The sequence below is a fragment of the Frankia sp. CgMI4 genome, assembly GCF_001756285.1.
Lineage (GTDB): Bacteria > Actinomycetota > Actinomycetes > Frankiales > Frankiaceae > Frankia > Frankia casuarinae.
In genome coordinates this window covers 13,558-30,938 of record NZ_MAQZ01000083.1, presented here as the reverse complement: position 1 = coordinate 30,938, position 17,381 = coordinate 13,558, and the positions used below count along the sequence as shown (strand labels likewise).

The following is a 17,381-nucleotide window of genomic DNA, read 5'->3' as shown; positions in this document are numbered from 1 at the left end:
AGGTGAGGAATGGTCCGCTGCAAGATCTGTTCACTGAACGCTGGTCATCCGGGAATATCACTTGACAATGATGGCGTGTGCAACYTGTGTAGCCTCGACGTCGCGGTCGAGATGTTCGARAACTTCACCTACGTGTCCAGAACCTACGAGGAGTTCGCGAACAGCGGGCCGAACGAGCGTGGTCCCTACGACTGCCTGCTGATGTACAGCGGTGGCAAGGACAGCACGTACATGCTGGACAAGTTCGTGAACGAGTACCATAAAAGAGTCGTCTCCTACACCTTCGAAATTCCCTTCGAGAGCAGCCATGCCGCAGCGAACATGCGGCTTGCCCAGGAGAGGATCCCGGCCACCTTCGTCACCGACCGGTCCGACAAGATAAAGGACATGATGAGGGAGGTGTTCAACCGACCGGTCCCGGAGCGGCCGGGTAAGTACCTGGACGAGAAACTTCCCTGTGTCTCGTGCCGGTCATTCTTTGTCATCCGGGCAATCCTGCACGCGTGGCGGAACAACATCCCCTACATCATCCTGTGCGCGGACCCGCAACAGACGCTCACGATGGAGTCGAACGTCCGGAAGATCGTTAAGAACTTCTACCAGATCTTCGGCCGGGACCGGACCGGCGAGTTCTTCTCGGGCGGGCTGGAGGAACTACTGTTCGCCGACGAGCGTGAGCTGCCGAAGATTGTCTTTCCCTTCGTCGCCCTACGCGACGAATACGACCCCGACCGGATCGTCGCGGAGCTGAAGGCGAAAGGAATTTACGAATCCTCGCCATTCGAGACCCACTGCACGCTTTTTCCGCTACTCAACTACTACTCGTTCAGGAATTGGGGCTGTATGTTCTACAAGCTGAACGCGTCGAGTTATGTGCGGGCGGTCAACCGAAACAAGGACTACGACCGGTCCACCTACAGTGTCAAGTTCCCCCGATCGGTCGATGTGGCCGAGGTCGAGGACCGACTCAGGGCGATCGTGTTCGAGATCGCGGCAGGGGAGGGGGACCCCGGCGCGCACGAGGAGGCCCTCGTCGAGGTGTTCAAGCAGCTTGATGCCGGCGAGGACGCCGCCCGGTATGTCGCCCGTAGTTTCCTCGACCTGCGTACCGTGGCCGCGGACATGGGCATCCGACTCGACTGAGAGTCTGCGCTGAAGGGGGAGACGATGGAACGACCAGAYGACGTCCGGGATTCCGACATCGCTATTATCGGGATGGCGTGCCGTTTTCCCGGGGCCRATACCGTCGAGGAATTCTGGCAGAATCTGTGTGACGGGCGTGAGACCACCACCTTCTTCACCGAGGCCGAACTGCTGGCAGCCGGCGTCGGCCCCGCACTCGTGGYGGACCCGCGCTATGTGCGGGCCGGGCAGATACTGGCCGACATCGAGATGTTCGACGCCGAGGTCTTCGGGATCACGAGCGAGGAGGCGGAGCTCCTGGACCCACAGCAACGGCACTTCCTCGAATGCGCGCTCACGGCGCTTGAGAACGCCGGTTACAACCCGGACACCTGCCCCGGACCGATCGGTATCTATGCCGGCGCCGGGCTGAACACCTACCTTCTACGCAACCTCTCCGGCCGTTTCCGCCACGGGTCGACGCTGGAACGTTACCGGCTGATGATAGGCAACGACAAGGACTTCCTGGCGACGCGCGTGGCCTACAAGCTGAACCTGCGGGGCCCGGCGGTGAACGTGAACACCGCCTGCTCCACTTCGCTGGTGGCCGTCAATCTGGCCTGCCTGAGCCTGCTGGGCGGAGAGTGCGATCTTGCGTTGGCCGGAGCGGCCCATATCAAGGTGCCACAGGCCGAGGGCTACCTTTTCCAGGAGGGAATGATCCTGTCGCCKGACGGCCGGTGCCGGGCTTTCGACGCCCGAGCGCAGGGCACGATCCTCGGCAGCGGTGTCGGCATCGTGGTCCTGAAGCGGTTGGCCGACGCGCTCGCCGACGGCGACTGGATTCACGCGGTCATCAAGGGAAGCGCGGTCAACAACGACGGCGGCGCGAAGACCGGCTACACGGCTCCCAGCGTGCAGGGCCAGGCCGCCGTGATCGCCGAGGCTCAGGCTCTTGCCGGTTGCGCCGCCGAGACGATCACCTATGTCGAGGCCCACGGTACCGGCACCCCGCTCGGGGACCCGGTCGAGCTCGCCGCCCTGACCGACGTGTTCCTGCGGCAGGACGTGTTCCTGCGGCAGACAGGGGCAGGCGCCCGGTGCGCCATCGGTTCGGTCAAGACCAACATCGGCCACCTGGACGCGGCCTCCGGGATCGCCGGACTGATCAAAACCTCGCTGATGCTRCGACACCGGCGGATCGTGCCGAGCCTGCACTTCGAAAAACCCAATCCCGACATCGACTTCGACRCCAATCCCTTCCGCGTCGCCACGGAGTCCCAGGAGTGGCCGGCATCGGGCACAGCCCCGCGACGTGCCGGCGTGAGCTCGTTCGGCATTGGCGGCACGAACGCCCATGTGATTCTTGAGGAGCCGCCGCCCCRCGAACGCGAGCCCGGGGTGCCGCCTTCGGACGGCTGGCAGTTGCTGATGATCTCTGCCGRCTCGGTCGCGGCGCTCGAGGAGGCAACGGAGAATCTGGCGCGTCATCTGCGCGTGCACCGCGAGACGCTCGACCTCGCCGACGTGGCGTACACGCTCGCGGTGGGACGCCGGGCACGTGCGTACCGACGGGCGCTGGTGTGCCGGGACGTCCACGACGCCGCACTGACGCTCGYGCTCGGGGAGCCCGACCGCGTGTCCACCGGGCAGGTTGCCGACGGCGAGGCCGACGTAGTCTTCGTTTTCGCGCACCGTCTTATGGAGAACGGCGACGACACCCCTCTCGCCGGCCTGTACCGCGACGCCGCCGTATACCGCGACGTCGCTGTGTTCCGCGACGCGGTCGACCGGTGCGCGGTGGCCCTCAAGACTCTCGGGGTGAGGCCGCGGACACCCGACCCGGCGTCGTTGTTGCGTGCGCGGCATGGCGACGCCGTCGCCGCCTTCGTCGGGCAGTACGCTCTCGCCGAGCTCTGGACGGCATGTGGTGTGCGTCCGAGCGCGCTGGTGGGGTTCGGCTCGGGCGATCTGGTCGCCGCCTGCCTCGCCGGGATCTTCCCCCTCGAGTCCGCGCTCGGGCTGGCCTGGGCGCAGGCGCACGGCGAGCCGGCCGGCAACCTCACGCCAGCGGCCCCCCGGTACCCCGTGTGGTCCGCGGCAGTCAACGGTTGGCTGGACGTGGGTGCGCCGGTGCCGTCGGCGGGCTGGGTCGGGCCGCGTGACGAGACTCCCGACGCCGAGGAACGTCTCGCCCTCCTGCTCGACGGTCGGCGCGAGACATCATCCGGGCGGAAGGTTGTGCCATTGGAGATGGACCCGCGCGGCACCCGTCCCGACGCTGGCACCCGTCCCGACGACGACGCCCGACACGTGTGGCTGGCGACCGCGGGGCGCCTGTGGACAAGCGGCGTCAGCCTCGACTGGTCGGCGTTGCATGCTGGCCAGGGACATCGGCGCGTGCCCCTGCCGACCTACCCGTTCCAGCGCAGGCGCTACTGGGTCGAGGCGGACGAGCACGCGTTTCCGGCGACTGCCGGAGGAACCGATGCCGGCCCCGCGCCGGCGGAGGGGACGCTGCGCGACCGAGTGGAGACGGCACGGGACGCCGAGAGACCCGCACTTGTCATCGATTTCATCCAACATCAGGTCGCGGAAATGCTCGGACTGGACGATGCGGCACAGGTGGACCCGGATCAGAACCTCTTCACGCTGGGGCTGGACTCGCTGAATCTGATCGAGATCGCGGCACGGCTGGGTGCCGAGCTGGAGCAGGACGTCCGGGCCTCGGTCTTCACCGATCATCCGACTATCCGCGCCTACGTGGAAAAGCTGGCGGCATCGCAGGACCTGCCCGGCACCGGCCCAGGCACCCTGACGGGGTAGCCGGCGGTCCGTGGCGCGGATGCCTCCGGGACAGGCCGCCGGTGTCGTTCGACGTGTCGTGTCTCGGCATCCCGCGAGCCAACCCRCACCCGCAAGGGTGGCTCATCTGCTGGGTGGGAAGGTCGATGGTAACGGCTTGGGCGGGGCGACGATAGCCGGCTACGGGCGAGGCGGCCCTGGTGGAGGTTGCCGCGCATCCGGTGGACGCCGTTCTGCTCGACCTGATGTTGCCGGGTATGGATGGTTTGGAGGTGTGCCGTCGCCTGCGTACCTCAGGGGACCTGCCGGGCCTGGTGAGYCGCGGGCGCTGACCGTCGGCCCCCTGGAGATCCGTTGCGCGGAGGGGGTGGTMCTTCGGGACGGCCGCGACGYGCGCCTCACCTGTGGGTCAGCCGGGCAGCTGACGGGCATCTCCTGGCCATGCTGTCCGCGCGGCAACAAGGCATGTGGCGGTCCCGCGCGCGCCGGCTGTGGACCAGCTTCTGGACGATTCCGGCCCTGTGTACCGCCTTGGCGGTTGGTCTTGCCGTTTCGGTTCCCTGGCTGGATGAGCGGGGGCTGTCCGCCGCGCTGCCGTTCCTGTTCAGCGGCGGGCCGGACGGTGCACGATCCGTGTTGTCCGCGGTCGCCTCCTCCATGATCTCGTTTACCGCGCTGGTGTTCTCGATCACGATCGTGACGCTGCAGCTGACCAGTGGCCAGTTCTCGCCTCGGGTGCTGCGGACCTTCCTTCAGGATCGCCTCACCCAACTGGCACTGGGTGTCTTCGTTGCGACTTTCGTCTATGYGCTGGCGGTCCTGCGCTCGGTCCGCGGCGCGGACACGGCCCGGTCGTTTGTGCCGCGGACGGCTGTCACTCTGTCGGTTCTGCTGGTACTCATCAGCGTTGTGCTCTTCATCGCTTATATCCACCACGTGACCAATGCGGTCCGGGTGTCGCAGATCTTGGCCTCGATCGGCACGCAGACCCGCCGATGCATCGCTCGCCGCTTCGATGGCGTCGGCTCCGTATCCTCGGTACCTCTGCCGACGGYCGCGCGCAGCCCAAGATATAAGATCATAAGCGCCCCGCGGAACGGTATTATCGCCGTGGTGCGAGACCGACCGGTGGTTCGGGCTGCCTCGCAGGCTAATTGTCTGGTTGTGCTCGTGCCAAAGATCGGTGATTTCGTTGCTGCCGGGATGCCGCTGTTCACCGTGCACGATGGCCCCGCCGACGGCCTCCGCGGAGACCTCGACCGGCAGGCCGTGATTGACGCGGTGGATATCGAGATCGAGCGGAGCATGGAGCAGGACATTGCGTTCGGCTTCCGGCAGCTGGCCGATATCGCGGAACGCGCCCTGTCACCAGCCATGAACGACCATACGACCGCGGTGGCGGCGGTCGATCAGGTGCATGATCTGCTACGCCGGCTTGTCACGCGGCACCTGACGCCCCGGGCCCATACTGACCGGGACGGCCAGCCGCGGCTCGTGGTGCCGGAACCCGATCTCGAGGACTACCTGCGGATCGGCGTGGACGACATTAGCCKGTGGGCGCAGGACTCCCCACGGGTGCTCTCCCGGCTGCGCCTCATGCTGCGCGACGTGTACGAGCAGGCTCGGCCTGAGCACCGGGCGCGCATCGCTTGCCGCGTCACCCGCTTGGAGCGCCGCCTCGCCGCCAGGAAAGGCTGACCGGGACGGCTAGATGTCCCGTTGCATCCCCTCCCGTGACTGCCCAGACGTCACCTTCTCACCRCCGGWGAACGTCGCCGATGGGTGTGCTGATGGATGAGGTGTGCGATCGGGGATGCTTGGCGGTTGCCGCGGTCAGTGGTGGCGGTCCTCGTACTGCGCGGCTGTGGTGACGTCTCGGGGATAGGTGCGTAGCGCCCGGAGACCGACGAGGCCGGCGGCCACCATGGGAGCCATCATGATCAGGAAGGTGAGTTGCAGGCCCCGGCGGGGCGGGGGCGCGAGCTCGTCCGGAGGGGCCGGGATACAGCCAGCCGCGGGAACGGCGCCGAATGCCCGCGACCGATGCCTTCTTCCTCGAGGTGGAAGGCCCCCGCAGCCCGCAGCAGGTCGGGGGCGTCGCGGTTCTGAGACTCCTCCCCGGCAGCTCCTCGCCCACGCTCGCCGACATCCGCGCCCATGTCGCTCGGCGCCTGGCGGATATTCCCCCGATGTTGCGACGAGTCGTGTCGCCGGGGCCGTTGTCCGGCTACAGATGGGAACTGGCCCGGAGTATCGACCTGTCCTGGCATGTCCGCGAGGTGACCCGGCAGCCCGGAGCCGTGCGGCCGGATTCGCTGTCCGCCTCGCCCGCGCCCGCGCGATGGGCGGCCGTGACCACCGGCATGGTGCGGCTCGGGCTGGACGGAGCCGCGCCCCCCTTCCCCTGGTCTGGGCGATCGGGACCGGCTCGCCGGGTGCGGATGGTGCGGCTGCGACTGCCCGAGGTTCGGGCAGTCGCGCGGGCCGCGAACGCCCGCGTGACCGACGTCCTGCTCGCCATGGTGGCACAGGCTGGCCCAGCTGCTGGCCGAGCAGGGCCAGCCGTGCGGTGCGGCGGTCCGTGCCATCACGCCGATCTCTCTGCGCACGACAGGCACCGCCATCGGCGACGACCTGGGTAACGCGACCACGGCGGTGCAGCTTGACCTGCCGCTCGACCCGATGCCAGTGTCCTGGCGGTTGCGGGCGATTACCGCCGGTGGCCGGCGGGCGCGGCGCCCGGGGCGGATCCTCGCGGCCGGCGCGGCCCTGCGGGTGATAGGTGCCCTGCCGGCGCCGCTGCGCGGACCCGCGGCTCGCAGCGTCTATCAGGGTCGGCATATTGGAATGATCGTATCGAACCTTCCAGGCGCGGCGGGCCCGCGGGAGTTCGTCGGCCTGCCACTGCTCGACACCTACCCGCTGGTCCCCCCTCGCCGAAGGCGTGCCGCTTGCGGTGGGGGCACTCGGCTGGCAGGACGAACTCTGCCTCTCGGTGACGACGGATCCCAGCCTTGTGCCGCCGACGGCGGACCTGGCCGGGCGRCTGTCCGCCGGGCTGGACCAGCTGCGTCGCGAGGTGAGCGCCCCGGCGCGCGCCCCTGGGACGGGGTCCGCCTCGGCCGGCTACCAGGGGCGCCCAATCTCGATCGAGTGGGCTGGCCGCGGCTGGCGTCGCCCGGGCGATGCCGGTGACCCGTAAGGACGGCGTGTAGCCGGGAGCGGCCGTGGGTGGGGGCGGATGGTTGGCCGGTCGCCGGTGCGGGAATGGCCGAGGCGGTGGCCTGTCGAGTGCCTGACGGAGAGTGCCTGACGGAGAGTCGGTGCGGGACGCTCGCAGGAGAGGGGTGGGTATGCGCGACTTCCCGATCGACCTGGGGATCAGGCCTGGCGCGGGAATGGGCGCGGGGCGRCCGATATGACCGCGGTCCGGCTTCCTGACCCGGTACGGCGGGTCCGGGCGATGCGTTCTGGTGGTGTGAGCGCGGCGGCGTTGGAGCGGGATCTGGCGGCGCGGGTGGATGGTGAGGTGCGGTTCGACGCCGGCACCCGGGGGGCGTATTCGACGGACGCGTCCAATTTCCGGCAGGTGCCGATCGGGGTKGTGGTACCGAGGTCGGTGGAGGCGGTTGCCGAGGCGGTCGCGGTGTGCCGGGAGCATGACGCGCCGGTGCTGTCGCGGGGTGGGGGGACGAGCCTGGCGGGGGAGTCGACGAACGCGGCGGTGATGATTGACTGGTCGAAGTACTGCACCGGGCTGTTGTCGGTGGATCCGGATGGCCGGCGGTGCGTGGTGGAGCCGGGCGTTGTACTGGACCATCTCAACGACCTGCTGTCGCCGCATGGGCTGCGGTTCGGGCCGGAGCCGGCCACGCACAACCACTGCACCCTCGGCGGGATGATCGGGAACAACTCGTGCGGGTCGACGGCACAGCGGGCCGGCAAGGTGGTGGACAACATCGCCCGCCTGGAGGTGCTGCTGTATGACGGGACCCGGATGTGGGTGGGGGAGACATCCGACGATGAGTATGTCGAGACCGTGCGTGCGGGAGGCCGTCGGGCGCAGGTGTACCGGCAGGTGCGGGAGCTGCGGGACCACTATCTGGCCGAGATCCGGCGGTGCTATCCGGAGGTGCCGCGGCGGGTGTCCGGCTACAACCTGGACAGCCTGCTGCCAGAAAAGCACTTCCATGTCGCGCGGGCCTTGGTCGGCAGCGAGTCGACGTTGGTCACGGTGCTGCGGGCCGAGCTGGAACTGGTGCCGGTGGTGCCGGCACAGTCGCTGGTCGTGCTCGGCTACCCGGACATCGCCGCGGCCGGGGACGCGGTACGGCGGGTGCTGCCGCACGACCCGATCGCGTTGGAGGGCCTGGACGACAGGCTGATCCACTTCGAGCGGGAGAAGCACCTGTACCCGGAGGCGTTGGCGCTGCTGCCCGAGGGATCGGCCGGCTGGCTGCTCGTGCAGTTCGGCGGCCAGACAACCGAGGAGGCCGACCGCAAGGCCCGGGCGATGCTGGACGACCTGTGCTCCTCGCCGCATCCGCCGGTGGCGTCGTTCTTCGACGACCCGGCCCGGGAGGCCGAGCTGTGGGAGGTGCGGGAGGCGGGACTGGGCGCGACTACCCGGGTGCCGGGCCTGCCGGATACCTGGCCCGGGTTCGAGGACAGCGCGGTCAGCCCGGACCGGCTCGGCGACTACCTGCGCGACCTACGCAAGCTGTACGGCGAGTTCGGGTTCTCCGAGGCGTCGCTCTACGGCCATTTCGGGCAGGGCTGCGTGCACAGCCGGATCCCGTTCGACCTGGTCACCGCCTCTGGGGTGGGCAGCTATCGGGAGTTCTTGGAACGGGCCGCGGACCTGGTCGCCTCCTATGGTGGGTCGCTGTCCGGGGAGCACGGCGACGGCCAGCAGCGCGGCGAGCTGCTGCCGAAGATGTTCGGCGCGGACATCGTCCGCGCGTTCGGTCAGTTCAAGGCGATTTTCGATCCGGGGAACCGGATGAACCCCGGCAAGGTCGTGGCTCCCTATCCGATTGACGACAAACTGCGGCTGGGCGCGGACTGGGAACCCGCCGAGACGGAGACCTTCTTCCGCTACCCACATGACGGGGGCAGTTTCAGCCGGGCGGTGCTGCGCTGCGTCGGGGTCGGCCGCTGCCGCCGCGAGGGCGGCGGTGTGATGTGCCCGTCCTACATGGTCACCCGGGAGGAGGAGCATTCGACTCGGGGCCGAGCCCGGCTGCTGTTCGAGATGCTGGCGGGCCACCCGGACTCGCCGATCCGCGACGGCTGGCGCTCGACAGCGGTGCGCGACGCGCTCGACCTGTGCCTGGCCTGCAAGGGCTGCAAGAGCGACTGCCCGGTGAACGTGGACATGGCCACCTACAAGGCCGAGTTTCTGGCCCACCACTATGCGGGGCGCATCCGGCCRCTGGCTCATTACTCGATGGGATGGCTGCCGCTGGYCGCCAGGCTCGCTTCCCTGGCGCCCCGGACGGTGAACGCGCTCGCGACCGCGCCCGGGCTCACCGACCTGGTGAAGCTCGCCGGCGGGGTGGCCCGGGCACGGGCCATCCCGCCGTTCGCGTCCGAGTCCCTGCAGGCCTGGTACGCCCGGYGCGGGCCGCGAGGATCCGGCCGGCGGGGCGAGGTGGTGCTCTGGCCGGACACCTTTACCAACCGCTTCCACCCGCACATCGGGCAGGCGGYGATCGAGGTGTTGGAGGACGCCGGCTGGCGGGTCGTGACGCCCGGCGGGACGGTGTGCTGCGGCCTGACCTGGATCTCCACGGGCCAGCTGGCCACCGCGCAGCGGGTGCTGCGGCGCACGACCCGGCTGCTGCATCCGTACCTGCGGGCCGGGACGCCGATCGTCGGGCTCGAACCGAGCTGTACGGCGGTCTTCCGCTCAGACGCCGAGGAACTGTTCCCGCGCGACCCCGACGTCTCCCGGCTGCGCCAGCAGACCCTGACCTTCGCCGAGCTGCTGTACGACCGAACGCCCGGCTGGCAACCTCCGTCGCTGGGCCGGCCCGCGATGGTCCAGACCCACTGCCACCAGCACGCGGTGCTGGGTTTCAACGCGGACACCGCGCTGATGCGCGAGATGGGGATGGACCCGCGGGTGCTGGACTCGGGCTGCTGCGGACTCGCGGGCAACTTCGGCTTCGAGCGGGGCCACTACGACGTGTCACAGGCCTGCGGGGAGCGGGTGCTGTTTCCCGCCCTGCGCGACGCGCCCGACGGCGCCTTGGTCTTGGCGGACGGCTTCAGCTGCCGCACACAGATCGAGCAGGGCGAGGCCGGTGGGCGGCAGGCCGTCCATCTCGCCGAAGTGGTGGCCATGGCCCGGTTCGGCGACGTGCCGGCAGCCCGGCCGGAGCAGGCTGTCGAGCGGCCCTCGTCGCCACGGGCCGCGTCGCTGGCGGTATTGCCCGGTCTCGGCGTTGCCGCGGCGGCCGCAGGCGGCCTGGCCGCCCGCGCCGCGGGACAGCGGATCCGTGACCACTGAATATCCCGGCACTGGACGTATCGCGGCACTGGACGGAGGGATGATGCGGAGATCAGCTGACCAGCCGGGCGGCCGGCGCGGAGTGGTGGTGGTCACCGGGGGTTCGGCGGGGCTCGGTCGGGCGATCGTCCGGCAGTTCGCGCGCCGCGGCTACGACGTGGGTGTCCTGGCCCGTGGCGAGGATGGTCTGGCCGGTGCGGTAGCGGACGTGGCGGCGGCGGGYCGGCGCGGCCTCGCGCTGCCCGCGGACGTCGCCGACGCCGCGGGCGTGCAGGAGGCCGCCGAGCGGGCGCGCGCGGAGCTGGGGCCGGTCGACGTCTGGGTCAACAACGCGATGGCCAGCGTCTTCGCTCCCTTTCCCCAGATCACCCCGGAGGAGTTCGAACGCGCCACAGTCACCACCTACCTGGGCCATGTCAACGGAACCCGTGCGGCGCTGCGGCACATGATGGCACGTGACCACGGGGTGATCATCCAGGTGGGTTCCGCCCTCGCCTTCCGCGGTATCCCGTTGCAGTCGGCCTACTGCGGCGCCAAGCACGCCATCGTCGGCTTCACCGAGTCGGTGCTGACCGAACTGCTGCACGACGGCAGCAACGTGCGGGTTGTGATGGTACACATGCCCGCGCTCAACACCGTCCAGTTCAACTGGGTGTGCTCCCGGCTGCGTCACCACCCGCGGCCCGTCCCGCCGATCTACCAGCCCGAGGTGGGCGCGCGTGCGGTGGTCCACGCGGCCGAGCACCCACGGCGCAGCATGTGGGTCGGCGTCTCCACCGTCGCCACCATCCTTGGCAACCGGATCGCGCCCGCCCTGCTGGACCGCTACCTCGCCCGCACCGGCTACGCCAGCCAGCAGGCACCCGACGACCACAACCCGATGCTCGGCGAGAACATCTTCTACCCGGTGCCCGGCGACCACGGCGCGCACGGCGATTTCGACGACCGCRCCCACGCCCACAGCCCGGAACTCTGGCTCAGCCAGCACCGCCGCGGGGTGCTCGCCGCCGTGGTCACCGCGGCCGGCATGGGAGTCGGGGCCGRCATGGGAGTCGGGGCCGACCGGATGCCCCGGCACCGGTAGGGGGCCGGCGACGGGCGCGCCGGGCCAGCCTGTTGATCTTTCGGTTGCCTGACGAATCCCAGCGGTAGGGGAGAACGTCCGCCCAGGTGGGAACGCTTACCTTGGCGGCCCGTGCAGATCGGCCGCCGTAGGTGGCACCAAGATTGCCAAAAAAGTCAGTCAGGAGGGAACACTCACTCATGGGCGCATTCGAAGAGGCGAAAGGCAAGATCAAGAAAGCGGCAGCCGATGTGACCGGCAGCGAAGGGCTGCGGCAGGAGGGGCAGCAGCAGGAGGAGAAGGGCCGGGAGCAGCGCGAGGCGGAAGAGGCCCGGGCTCAGGCTCAGGCCCACGAGAGGGAAGCCGAAGGCCACGAGCAGCGGGAGCGGTCCGAACAGGGGACCTGACCACGGTACGGATCGTGGCAACCGAGGCGGTGTCCCGCGGCCTGGAACCAGCCGCGGGACCAACAATGTGCGGGACCAACAATGTGGCGGATCGGTCGGACCGGGTKGGCGGCGCTCAGGGCCATGCGGACCGGGTGGGGGATCCTGCTGGTGGCGCAGCCCGGGCTGGTTCTGCGGGCCGCGGGCGGCCACTCCTCCAGCCGCGCCCGGCCGGCAGCCGTGCGGGTGCTGGGAGCCCGCCATCTCGTCCAGAGCCTGCTACCGCCGGGCCGGCTTGGCGTCGCTGCGGACTGCCTGCATGCCGCGAGCATGCTCGCTTTCGCCGCGGCCGTTCCCGGGCACCGCCGGCTGGCCTTGGCCGACTCCGTGGTGGCGTCGGCGTTCGCGGCGTCAGCGTTCGCGGCCGAGCAGCCAACCCTGCAGGAGGTCTCCGCGGCGAGGGGACGGGCCGCGCGGGGTGCGGGCGACGGCCCCGGCCAGACCGAGGGCGCAGCCGCCCAGCATCGGCGCTGCCGCCAGCCATAGCCAGCCTGTCCGGATCTGGCTGATCAGACTGGCCTGCAAGTCTCGCAGTACCGCCTGGGCGCTCGCCGGCAGAGCCGGCACCGCCCTGGTGACTCGGTCCCGCCGAAGGCTGGTGCGGCTGCCGCCGGTGCCTTGAGGTGACCGGCGGGTCGCGGGGGCCGAGGTTGTCTCCTGGCTTCGCCAGCCAAGGTGAACGTTCGGAGGAGGATTTCGTGCCGGAGGGCCGCCCAGCCCCGCGAGCCTGGCGGATCTTCCGTGGCCACGGAAGCCAACCTCGCCCACCCCGTCCCGGGGCAGCAGCCTGGGCGACCGGGTAGGCGTGGCGGGCCGCGGTTTCGGGGAGACAGCAGGCATGCCAGCGGTTGAGAGCGTGGAGGTCGCCGCCTACCTGGTGCCGACCGAGCAGCCCGAGTCGGACGGGACGCTGGAGTGGGGTTCCGTCACCCTGGTGGTGGTGACGGTCCRGACCGGCGGCCAGGCCGGTCTGGGCTACACCTACTGCCATCTCGCTGCCGCGGATGTCGTCGCGGGAAAGTTGGCGGCGGTGGTGACTGGCCGGGACGCGTTGCGGGTCGGTGCCTGCTGGTCGGCGATGCAGGCGGCGGTGCGGAACATCGGCCGTCCCGGCATGGCCGCAGAGGCGATCTCGGCGGTGGACATAGCGCTGTGGGATCTCAAGGCGCGGCTGCTCGGTGTCCCGCTGGTGGTGGCGCTGGACGCGGTGCACGACCGGGTCCCGATCTACGGCAGTGGCGGCTTCACGTCCTATCCRGACAGCCAGCTCTGCGATCAGTTGTCGGGTTGGGCGGCGGCGGGTATCCCGCGGGTGAAGATGAAGGTCGGCCGGGACCCGGCGGAGGACCGGAAGCGGGTGGCTGTGGCCCGGCGGGCAGTCGGATCCGACGTCGAGCTCTATGTGGACGCGAACGGGGCGTACAGCCGCAAGCAGGCGTTGATGCTGGCGGAGATCTTCGCGGAGCAGGATGTGCGCTGGTTCGAGGAGCCGGTCAGCTCCGACGACCTGGAGGGGTTGCGGCTGCTGCGGGACCGCGGCCCGGCGGGGATGGACATCGCGGCCGGCGAGTACGGCTACACGTTGTCCGGTCTGGAACGGATGCTGGCCGCGGGTGCTGTCGACTGCCTGCAGGTGGACGTCACCCGCTGCGGCGGCATCAGCGGGTTCCTGCGGGCGGCGGCGCTGTGCGACGCGCGGGGGATCGACCTGTCCGCCCACTGTGCGCCGCAGGTCAGCGTGCACGCCTGCACCGCGGTGTGGCATCTGCGGCACCTCGAGTACTTCCACGACCACGTCCGGGTCGAACATCTGCTGTTCGACGGGGTCCTCGATGCGCGGCCGGACGGGACGCTGGTCCCGGATCGGTCGCGGTGCGGCCTGGGCCTGTCGGTGCGGCAGCGGGACGCCGAACGGTTCCGGGTCCGATGACCGCGGCGTACGGCGAGGCGGACCACAGCACCGGGCCGGACGGGTCGATGCGCTGGGCTGTGTGCGCCGGCCCCGCCCGCTGTGCGTTCGGGCTGTTCTGATGGGTATGGCAGGAGCTTCTGGCGGGTATGGCAGGAGCGTGAGCCGGTTGACCGGCTGGATCAGTGGGATCGTCGCCGCTGCCGCGATGCTGGTGGGCGCCACCGGCTGCGGTACTGGCGGCGGGCCCGGCTCGCCGACGGCGGACCGGGCCGCCGCCGCGGACAGAGCCGGGCTCGGCGCCGTTGCGGGCATCGTCTCCGACGTCGAGCCGTCCGTTGTCACCATCCTGGTCGGGAACGAGCTGGGCAGCGGCATCGTCTACCGCGCCGACGGTGTCATCGTCACCAACCAGCATGTGATTGCCCAGGCATCCGGTGGAAAGGCCGAGGTGGCCTTCGCCGACGGCCGCCGGGTGGCCGGTCGGGTACAGGCCGCCGATGAGATCAGCGACATCGCCGTGGTGAAGGTGAACCGGACCGGCCTACCCGCCGCGACGTTCCGTAAGGATCTGCCCCAGGTGGGCGAGTTGGCGGTGGCGATCGGCAGCCCGCTGGGATTCGAGAACAGCGTCACCGCCGGGATCATCTCCGGCGTGAACCGGAACCTGCCCGTATCCGGTCAGCAGGGTGGGCAGGGGCGGCCGCTGGTGGACCTTATCCAGACCGATGCGGCGATCTCGCCCGGTAACTCCGGCGGGGCGCTGCTGGACAGCCAGGGCCGGGTCGTGGGCATCAACGAGGCCTACATCCCACCGTCGACCGGAGCCTCGTCGCTGGGCTTCGCGATACCGTCCGCGACCGCGGTTGACGCCGTTGAGCAGTTGCTGCGCACCGGGACCGTGAAGCACGCCTTCGTTGGCGTCCAGCTCGCCACCCTCACCTCGGCGATCGCTGAGCGGCTCGGACTGGACGTGCGTGCCGGGGCGCTCGTGCTGGCCGTCGTGCGCGGCGGGCCCGCGGGCAAGGCAGGTGTTCTACCCGGTGATGTCATCCGTAGCTTTAACGGCAAGTCGGTCGCCTCCGCCGGGGAGTTCTCCGCCAGGCTGCGCGAGGTATCCCCGGGTGACATGGTGACGCTAGGCGTCCACCGAGACGGCAGGGACCACACAGTGCAGGTCAGGGTGTCCGACCGGCCCGGCTGAGAGCTTCGCCGCCGATGCGGCGTCCCACCTCGGGGCTCGGCCCGGGGCTTCCGAGGATGCATCGACGCGCCGTCACGCGCCTGGGGACAGCGGGTTCGTGGACGAGATCTAGGTGAAGATTTCCGGGCCGGTGTCAGTGCCGGTGTCGAGTTGGCACCAGACCGTCTTGCCGGAGTGGGTAGGGCGGGTGCCCCACCGGGCAGCGAGTGCATCGACGAGGATCAGGCCACGACCGTGTTCTTCCTGCTCGTTGGGGTGGAGGACACGGGGGAGGTGACTGTCGCTGTCGGAGACCTCGATGTAGAGGGCCGTCGGGACGCTGCGGAGCACKAGTTCGCCGGGGACTCGGGAATAGCGGATCGCATTGGTGACGATCTCGCTCACCAGTAGTTCCGCGGTCTCGATGGTTTCGGGCTGCTGCCAGCGACGCAGCGCGGCGTTGACGGCGTGGCGAGCCTGTCCGACGGCCCTGAGGTCGAGGGTGAGAGGGATGGTAAGGGTGCGAGTGTTGATGGCCGCGGCGGCCCGGACGAGCAGGAGCGCCACGTCGTCGTCTCGATTGGCCTGATCGACCAGGCGCATCAGCCGGTCGGCGGTGGCGTCCGCGGTGCCGGCGTCCGCGAGAGCGTGCTGTAGCCGGCCGATTCCCTGGAAGATATCGATATCGCGTGACTCGACGAGGCCGTCGGTGTAGAGCGCGAGCGTCGCCCCGACGGGGAACGGGTAGCAGGTCTGGACGAAAACTTGCCCGCCGATACCGAGAAACGCGCCGCCCCCGCCGGTCAGGAGGCGGACCCGGCCATCGGGATCACGCAGGGCGGGAGGGGGGTGGCCGGCGTTGGCGAGGACTATCGTCGCGGTGGTGGGCTCAAAGATCGCGTAGACGCAGCTCGCCAAGGCACCGTCAGGCCCTGCCCCGATGGTCTGGGCAAGGTTGTCCAGGTGGGTGAGTACGTCGTCGGCGGGCAGATCGAGTGAGGCGAACGCCCGGCTGGCGGTGCGGAGTTGACCCATGACGGCGGCGGCGGTCACACCGCGGCCGGCCACGTCTCCGATGACGAGAGCTACCCGACCCGCCGAGAGCGGGATGAGGTCGAACCAGTCCCCGCCCACCTCGGCGTCGATCGGCGGACCCGGCTCGGCGCAGGGCGACCGGCCGGGAAGGGAGCCCGGCTCGTACCGCCAGGCGATGTCCATTCCGGCCACGGCCGGGATGTCGGGTGCAAGCAGGCTGCGCTGCAGCGTGACAGAAACCTCCCGCTCGCGAGCGTACGCGCGGGCATTGGCGATGGCGGCTGAGATACGTCCACCAAGGTTGGCGGCCATCTCGACGTCGTCGTCGGTGTAGGTACGCCCGGAAACGCCGACATGTACAACCATGACCCCATGAAAGTAGCGCCCCACCAGCAGGGGCACCGCGATCCCCCAACGCAGCAGCAGCCGCCGGAAGTAGTCGAGGAATCCAGGAGTCTGATATCCGCTGATCAACGATTCATCGTCGGCCGCGTGGTGAAACGGGCGACCCGACGCAAAGGCTTGGTAGATCGGAGAGTTTCGGTGGCAGTAAAGGATCTCTCCGGCGGCTGAGAACGGGATGTCGCAACTTTGCAGGGGCGGACCGGAAACGCGTGTTTTTATGGCGCGCCGCAATTCCAACAGCTCCGGTCGGGCGTCTGTGTCAAGGGGTTCGTCGAGCAGGTACACGCTGCAGGTGTCGGCGAATTCCGGTACCATAAAATCGGCTATACTCGCCAGTGTGGCGTCCAGTTCCAGGGATCGCCCGACGAGTGTGCTCGCCCGGGTGAGCAGCCGCAGTCGCCGCTCTGCTTCCGCATGCTTCCGCTCGGCACGGCGCTGATCCGTCACATCGACCAGCGTCACGCCAACCGCCGCGGGCACCCCCTCAYGGTCCCGGAGCGGAAAGTGCGAAAAGCGCCAGGTGCGTTCCTCCTGCGGGAAAGCCACGCTCCTGCCGATGATCTCCGTGTCTTCAACTGATTCACCGCTGGCCAGGACCCACCGGGCAAGCTTCCACACCCGCGGGTCCATATCCGGCAGCAGCTCGGGGATGGATGTTCCCGCCAGTTGCTCGGGAGACAGGCCGTATATTTCCCGAAAGGACCGGTTGCTCCGTCGCACCCGCAGATCCGGATCGATAATTACCATCGCCGTCGGACTGAAATCGATCAGTTGCGTGCCCAGTAGCGAATCGAAACCGGCATCCAGTGCGTAGTCCGACGAAACGTCCGACAAGGTTCTCCTCGGCTCAGACGTCATTAAATCACATCCCCCTGTGTGGAATGATCATCTCCTGGTCT

11 protein-coding genes and 1 pseudogene are annotated in these 17,381 nt (G+C 69.3%); 11 read left to right on the top strand and 1 reads right to left on the bottom strand.

What is annotated here, in order from left to right; genetic code table 11:
* Window positions 1-75: 75 nt before the first annotated feature.
* The 11 genes and pseudogenes from Manayef4_RS15645 to Manayef4_RS15595 all read left to right on the top strand — a co-directional run bounded on the left by Manayef4_RS15645 (window position 76) and on the right by Manayef4_RS15595 (window position 15,063).
* Window positions 76-1,143 carry an OzmP gene (locus Manayef4_RS15645; protein ID WP_198030999.1) on the top strand — a complete coding sequence of 356 codons (1,068 nt, stop codon included), beginning with the start codon at window positions 76-78 and terminating at the stop codon, window positions 1,141-1,143.
* A gap of 24 nt (window positions 1,144-1,167) precedes the next feature.
* Window positions 1,168-3,948, top strand: coding sequence for a type I polyketide synthase (locus tag Manayef4_RS26475; RefSeq protein WP_070132071.1), 2,781 nt, complete (start codon window positions 1,168-1,170; stop codon window positions 3,946-3,948).
* Between the two features lie 158 nt (window positions 3,949-4,106).
* A pseudogene (locus Manayef4_RS26385) lies at window positions 4,107-4,235 on the top strand (response regulator); the annotation flags it as partial.
* Window positions 4,236-4,368: 133 nt separating this feature from the next.
* Window positions 4,369-5,625: a DUF2254 domain-containing protein gene (locus Manayef4_RS15635; RefSeq protein WP_254665679.1), complete on the top strand. Its 1,257-nt coding sequence runs from the start codon at window positions 4,369-4,371 to the stop codon at window positions 5,623-5,625.
* A gap of 332 nt (window positions 5,626-5,957) precedes the next feature.
* Entirely contained in the window at window positions 5,958-6,569 is a 612-nt protein-coding gene (locus tag Manayef4_RS15630; protein ID WP_035732345.1) for a wax ester/triacylglycerol synthase domain-containing protein, read from the top strand.
* 776 nt (window positions 6,570-7,345) lie between these two features.
* Window positions 7,346-10,441: an FAD-binding and (Fe-S)-binding domain-containing protein gene (locus Manayef4_RS15620; protein WP_139140101.1), complete on the top strand. Its 3,096-nt coding sequence runs from the start codon at window positions 7,346-7,348 to the stop codon at window positions 10,439-10,441.
* A gap of 43 nt (window positions 10,442-10,484) precedes the next feature.
* On the top strand, window positions 10,485-11,525 hold the full coding sequence (locus Manayef4_RS15615) for an SDR family oxidoreductase (protein WP_070132079.1): 1,041 nt from the start codon (window positions 10,485-10,487) through the stop codon (window positions 11,523-11,525).
* 179 nt (window positions 11,526-11,704) lie between these two features.
* The gene (locus tag Manayef4_RS24325) at window positions 11,705-11,911 is read left to right on the top strand and encodes a hypothetical protein (RefSeq protein ID WP_023841235.1); all 207 of its coding nucleotides are present in this window, start codon (window positions 11,705-11,707) and stop codon (window positions 11,909-11,911) included.
* A gap of 123 nt (window positions 11,912-12,034) precedes the next feature.
* Window positions 12,035-12,436: a hypothetical protein gene (locus Manayef4_RS25050; RefSeq protein WP_051623852.1), complete on the top strand. Its 402-nt coding sequence runs from the start codon at window positions 12,035-12,037 to the stop codon at window positions 12,434-12,436.
* 352 nt (window positions 12,437-12,788) lie between these two features.
* Entirely contained in the window at window positions 12,789-13,880 is a 1,092-nt protein-coding gene (locus tag Manayef4_RS15600) for an enolase C-terminal domain-like protein (protein ID WP_070132078.1), read from the top strand.
* A 139-nt stretch (window positions 13,881-14,019) separates the two neighbouring features.
* Window positions 14,020-15,063 carry a trypsin-like peptidase domain-containing protein gene (locus Manayef4_RS15595; protein ID WP_011436419.1) on the top strand — a complete coding sequence of 348 codons (1,044 nt, stop codon included), beginning with the start codon at window positions 14,020-14,022 and terminating at the stop codon, window positions 15,061-15,063.
* A gap of 108 nt (window positions 15,064-15,171) precedes the next feature.
* On the opposite strand, the gene Manayef4_RS15590 is transcribed toward Manayef4_RS15595, so the two are convergent.
* Window positions 15,172-17,316 carry a SpoIIE family protein phosphatase gene (locus tag Manayef4_RS15590; RefSeq protein ID WP_070132067.1) on the bottom strand — a complete coding sequence of 715 codons (2,145 nt, stop codon included), beginning with the start codon at window positions 17,314-17,316 and terminating at the stop codon, window positions 15,172-15,174.
* Window positions 17,317-17,381 lie beyond the last annotated feature (65 nt).

Coding starts and splice junctions, on each gene's coding strand:
- Manayef4_RS15630 (WP_035732345.1), top strand. CDS start 5,958: ATGCCCGCGACCGATGCCTTCTTCCTCGAGGTGGAAGGCCCCCGCAGC.
- Manayef4_RS25050 (WP_051623852.1), top strand. CDS start 12,035: ATGCGGACCGGGTGGGGGATCCTGCTGGTGGCGCAGCCCGGGCTGGTT.
- Manayef4_RS24325 (WP_023841235.1), top strand. CDS start 11,705: ATGGGCGCATTCGAAGAGGCGAAAGGCAAGATCAAGAAAGCGGCAGCC.